The sequence below is a fragment of the Hydrogenophaga sp. genome (genome assembly GCF_030158645.1).
In the GTDB taxonomy this organism is placed as follows: domain Bacteria; phylum Pseudomonadota; class Gammaproteobacteria; order Burkholderiales; family Burkholderiaceae_C; genus Hydrogenophaga.
In genome coordinates this window covers 1-4,364 of the sequence record NZ_JAOASO010000010.1, presented here as the reverse complement: position 1 = coordinate 4,364, position 4,364 = coordinate 1, and the positions used below count along the sequence as shown (strand labels likewise).

The following is a 4,364-nucleotide window of genomic DNA, read 5'->3' as shown; positions in this document are numbered from 1 at the left end:
GCGCCGTGCGTCTCAACTCCATCAAGCTCTCCGGCTTCAAGTCCTTCGCCGAACCGACCAACTTCATGCTGCCGGGCCAGCTGGTGGGTGTGGTCGGACCCAACGGCTGCGGCAAGTCCAACATCATGGACGCGGTGCGCTGGGTGCTGGGCGAGTCCAAGGCCTCCGAGCTGCGCGGCGAGTCCATGCAGGACGTGATCTTCAACGGCACCAACACCCGCAAGCCGGCCAGCCGCTCCAGCGTGGAACTGGTGTTCGACAACAGCGACCACCGCGCCGGTGGCCAGTGGGGCCAGTTCGGCGAGATCGCCGTCAAGCGCGTGCTCACGCGCGACGGCACCAGCAGCTACTACATCAACAACCAGCCGGTGCGCCGGCGCGACGTGCAGGACGTGTTTCTGGGCACCGGCCTGGGCCCACGCGCCTACGCCATCATTGGCCAGGGCACCATCAGCCGCATCATCGAGAGCAAGCCCGAAGAGCTGCGCCTGTTCCTCGAAGAGGCCGCGGGCGTCTCCAAATACAAGGAGCGCCGCCGCGAGACCGCGCACCGTCTGGCCGACACCCGCGAGAACCTCACCCGGGTCGAAGACATCCTGCGCGAGCTCAACGCCAACCTCGACAAGCTGGAGAAGCAGGCGGAGGTGGCTGCGCGCTACAACACGCTGCAGGCCAGCGCCACGCTTAAGCAGCACCAGCTCTGGTTCATGAAGCGCGCCGAGGCCGAGGCCGACCAGGTGAAGGTCAAGACCGACGCCGCACAGGCGGTCAACGACCTGGAATCGCGCACCGCCGATCTGCGCCGCATCGAAAGCGAGTTGGAGACCATCCGCCAGGCGCACTACGCCGCGGGCGACCAGGTCAACCAGGCGCAGGGCAAGCTGTACGAAGCCAGCGCCGAGGTGGGCAAGCTGGAGGCCGAGATCCGCTTCGTGGTGGAAGGCCGCACCCGCGTGGAGCAGCGCCTGGTGCAGCTCAAGGAACAAATTGCTTCATGGACCACGCGCAGCGAAGACGCAGCGGTGGAACTGGAGCAACTGGCCGAGGCCATGGTGCAGGCCGAAGACCAGTCGGTGGTGCTGGCCGCACAAGGCGAAGAACAATCAGGCGCCTTGCCCGCGCTCGAAGACAGCCTGCGCCAGGCCCAGGCCCGCGCCAACGAGCAGCGTTCCAGCGTGGCGCAGGTGCAGCAGCAAATTCAGGTGCTGGCGGCCGAGCAACGCAGCATTGAAGAACAGAGCCGCTCGCTCAACCAGCGCCGCGAGCGCCTCACCGCCGACCGCAACGCGCTGGCCGCACCCGATGAAGCCCGCTTGCTGAACGCACAGACCCAGCTCACCAGCGCGCAGGAAACGGCGGAGATGAACGACGCCGTGCTGCACGAGTTGCAGGACAGCGTGCCCCAGTTCGACGAAGCACGCCGCGCTGCCCAGCAGGCGGTGAACCAGGAATCCGCCAAACAGGCCGACCTGTCGGCCCGCATGGAGGCACTCAAGGCGCTGCAAGAGAAGGTCAAAACCGACGGGAAACTCAAACCCTGGCTGGCCAAGCACGGGCTCGACGGCCTGCAAGGCCTGTGGAGCCGCATCCACATTGAAACCGGCTGGGAAAACGCCCTGGAGGCCGCGCTGCGCGAGCGCCTGGGAGCGCTGGAGGTGTCGCGTCTGGACATGGTGCGTGCCTTCGGCAACGACGCACCGCCCGCCAAACTCGCTTTCTACAACCCGCCAGCGGCGCCGGCCAGTGTGGCCAGCACCACCGGCCTCAAGCCCCTGGCCGCCTGGCTGCGCCTGAACGACGCGGCCCAGCAAGCCCTGCTGGCCGAGTGGCTGCACGGCTGCCTGACCGCGCCCAGCCTGGAAGACGCCATGGCGCAGCGCGCCGAACTCCAGCCCGGCGAGATGATCTTCGTGGCCAGCGGCCACGCGGTCACCGCGCACAGCGTGAGCTTCTACGCGCCCGACAGCGAGCAGGCCGGCCTGCTGGCGCGCGCGCAGGACATCGAAAACATCGACAAGCAGTTCAAGGCGCAGGTGTTGCTCAACGAGCAGGCGCGTTCCAGCCTGATCCGCACGGAGGCGGCCTACACCGACGCCTCGCAGCGCCTGGTGAGCGCGCGCCGTGAAGCCGCCGAGTCGCGCACCCGCGCGCACGAACTGCAGGTGGAGGCGCTGCGCCTGACGCAGCTGGCCGAACAGACCCGCGCGCGCAGCGAGCAGATCGCGTCCGACCTGGCCGAGGTGGACGCACAGCTGGACGAACTGCAGGAACGCCGCGTGACGGCTGAGGCGCGGTTTGAAGAACTCGACATGCAGCTGGCCGACAGCCAGGAGCGCCACGCGCAACTGGACGACACGGTGATCGCGGCCGAACGCTCGCTGAACCAGGCACGCGAGCAGCAGCGCTCGCTGGAGCGCACCGCGCAGGAAGCCACGTTTGCCCTGCGCAGCCTGCAGGCGCGCCAGGCCGAGTTGCAGCGCTCGCTGGAGACGGCGGCCACCCAGGAGAAGTCGCTCGCAGACGAACAGCAGCGCGCCGCCGACGAACTGGGCCGCCTGAACGACGCTGCTGCGCAGGCCGGTTTGCAAAACGCGCTCGCCATGAAGCTGGAGCGTGAACAGGCCCTGGGCGCGCTGCGCAGCCAGTACGACGACCTCACCGCCAAGCTGCGCGCCAGCGACGAACGCCGCCTGCAACTGGAGCGTGAACTGGAGCCGCTGCGCAACCGCATCACCGATTTCCAGCTCAAGGAACAGGCCGCGCGCCTGGGCGTGGAGCAGTACAGCCAGATGCTCGAAGAGGCCCAGGCCGATCTGGCCGCCGTGGCGCAAAGCATCACCGAAGGCAATGTGCGCCTGAGCGGCATGCAGGGGGAGATCGACCGCCTGCACCGTGAGATCCAGGCGCTGGGTGCGGTCAACCTCGCCGCGCTGGACGAACTCACCGCCGCGCGCGAGCGCAAGACCTTCCTCGATTCGCAAACCGCCGACCTGGTCGAGGCCATGAACACGCTGGAAGACGCGATCAAGAAGATCGACAACGAAACGCGCGACCTGCTGGGCAGCACCTTCGAGACCGTCAACACGCACTTCGGCAAGATGTTCCCCGAGCTCTTCGGCGGCGGCAACGCGCGACTGGTGATGACCGGCGAGGAGATCCTGGACGCCGGCGTGCAGGTGATGGCCCAGCCACCCGGCAAGAAAAACCAGACCATCCACCTGCTCTCGGGCGGCGAGAAGGCGCTGACCGCCATCGCGCTGGTGTTCGCGATCTTCCAGCTCAACCCGGCGCCGTTCTGTTTGCTGGACGAGGTGGACGCGCCGCTGGACGACGCCAACACCGAGCGTTACGCCAAGCTGGTCACGGCGATGGCCAAAGAAACGCAGTTCCTGTTCATCAGCCACAACAAGATCGCCATGGAAATGGCCGAGCAACTGATCGGCGTGACCATGCAGGAACAGGGCGTCTCCCGCATCGTGGCGGTGGACATGGAATCGGCCGCCGGCATGCTCGAACCCACTTGAACAACAACACCATGAGCACATTGCAAATCAGCCTGGCCATCATCGGAGGGCTTGTGCTCGCGGGTGTGGTGGCCTACAACGCCTGGGTCACGCGCAAAAGCGCGCCGCGCCTGGCGCGCGAGCGTTCGGCCCAAGGCACCGACGACGCCACCGGCGACGAAACCGTGCCCTACTCGCCAGACGACCTGACGGGCCACGAGATCCAGCGCATCGACCCGGTGCTGGGTGACATGCCCGGCGCGTCCCTGCAGCCCGACCCGGCCGCCATTGCCGTGGCTGCGGCGGCGGTTCATGTGAACCCGTTGCTGCACGTGCCCGAGCGCAAGCCCAGTCTGGACGCGCTGATCGACGTGATCACGCCGCTGGTGCTGGACCACGAGGTCTCGGGTGACGCGCTGCTGGCCGCGCTGCCCGGCACCCGACGCGTGGGCAGCAAGCCGTTTGCCGTCGAAGGCCTGTGCGATGCCACCGGCGAATGGGAAACGCCGCGCCTGGGTCAGCGTTACCGCGCCCTGCAGGCGGGTGTGCAGCTGGCCAACCGGGCCGGCGCGCTCAACGACATCGAGTTTTCTGAATTTGTGGTGAAGGCCCAGGCCTTTGCCGACGCGGTGGGCGCCGCGCCCGAGTTCCCCGACATGCGGGCCGAAGTGGCCCGCGCCCGCGAGCTCGACGCCTTTGCCAGTGGGCACGATGCACAGCTCGGCTTCACGCTGCGCGCGCGCCGCGCCGCCTGGAGCCCGGGGTATGTGGCGCAGCACGCCGCCAAGCTGGGCTTTGTGGCGGGTGCCTTGCCCGGTCGCATGGTGCTCTCGGGCAGCGAAAGCGGGCAGGCGCCCATCC

The 4,364-nt window shown here is 67.9% G+C and carries 2 protein-coding genes; both read left to right on the top strand.

Annotated features, from left to right (window positions below):
• Nucleotides 1-5: 5 nt before the first annotated feature.
• The gene (gene smc, locus Q1W68_RS00435; RefSeq protein WP_300715416.1) at nt 6-3,524 is read left to right on the top strand and encodes a chromosome segregation protein SMC; all 3,519 of its coding nucleotides are present in this window, start codon (nt 6-8) and stop codon (nt 3,522-3,524) included.
• A gap of 11 nt (nt 3,525-3,535) precedes the next feature.
• Nucleotides 3,536-4,364, top strand: an 829-nt coding sequence (locus Q1W68_RS00430; protein ID WP_300715415.1) for a cell division protein FtsZ, incomplete at its 3' end; no start/stop codon positions are given.